Consider the following 234-nt stretch of genomic DNA (forward strand, 5'->3'; position numbering starts at 1 on the left):
GTCGCCTGCGGATGCATCTGCCGAAGCCGAGGGTGGCGCACGCGAGCGCATTACCAAGCTGCTGGGGGATGCCGCCCCGTACGAAAGTGTGTTCAACGAACTGCAGCGCGGTGTTGCCGCAGGCGACCGTGCCGCGGTGGCCGGGCTGATGCGGTACCCGGTGCGGGTAACCATCGCCGGCAAGAACCAGAAGGTGGCTGATGCCGCCGCTTTCCAGCGCGACTACGACAGGAT

1 protein-coding gene is annotated in these 234 nt (G+C 66.7%); it reads left to right on the forward strand.

The genetic code is table 11. From position 1 onward, the window contains the following. Nucleotides 1-234: hypothetical protein (locus ACPYOM_RS24040; RefSeq protein ID WP_481347908.1), on the forward strand; the 234-nt coding region annotated here is incomplete at both ends.

The organism is Monashia sp. HAY1-2A, from assembly GCF_056755315.1.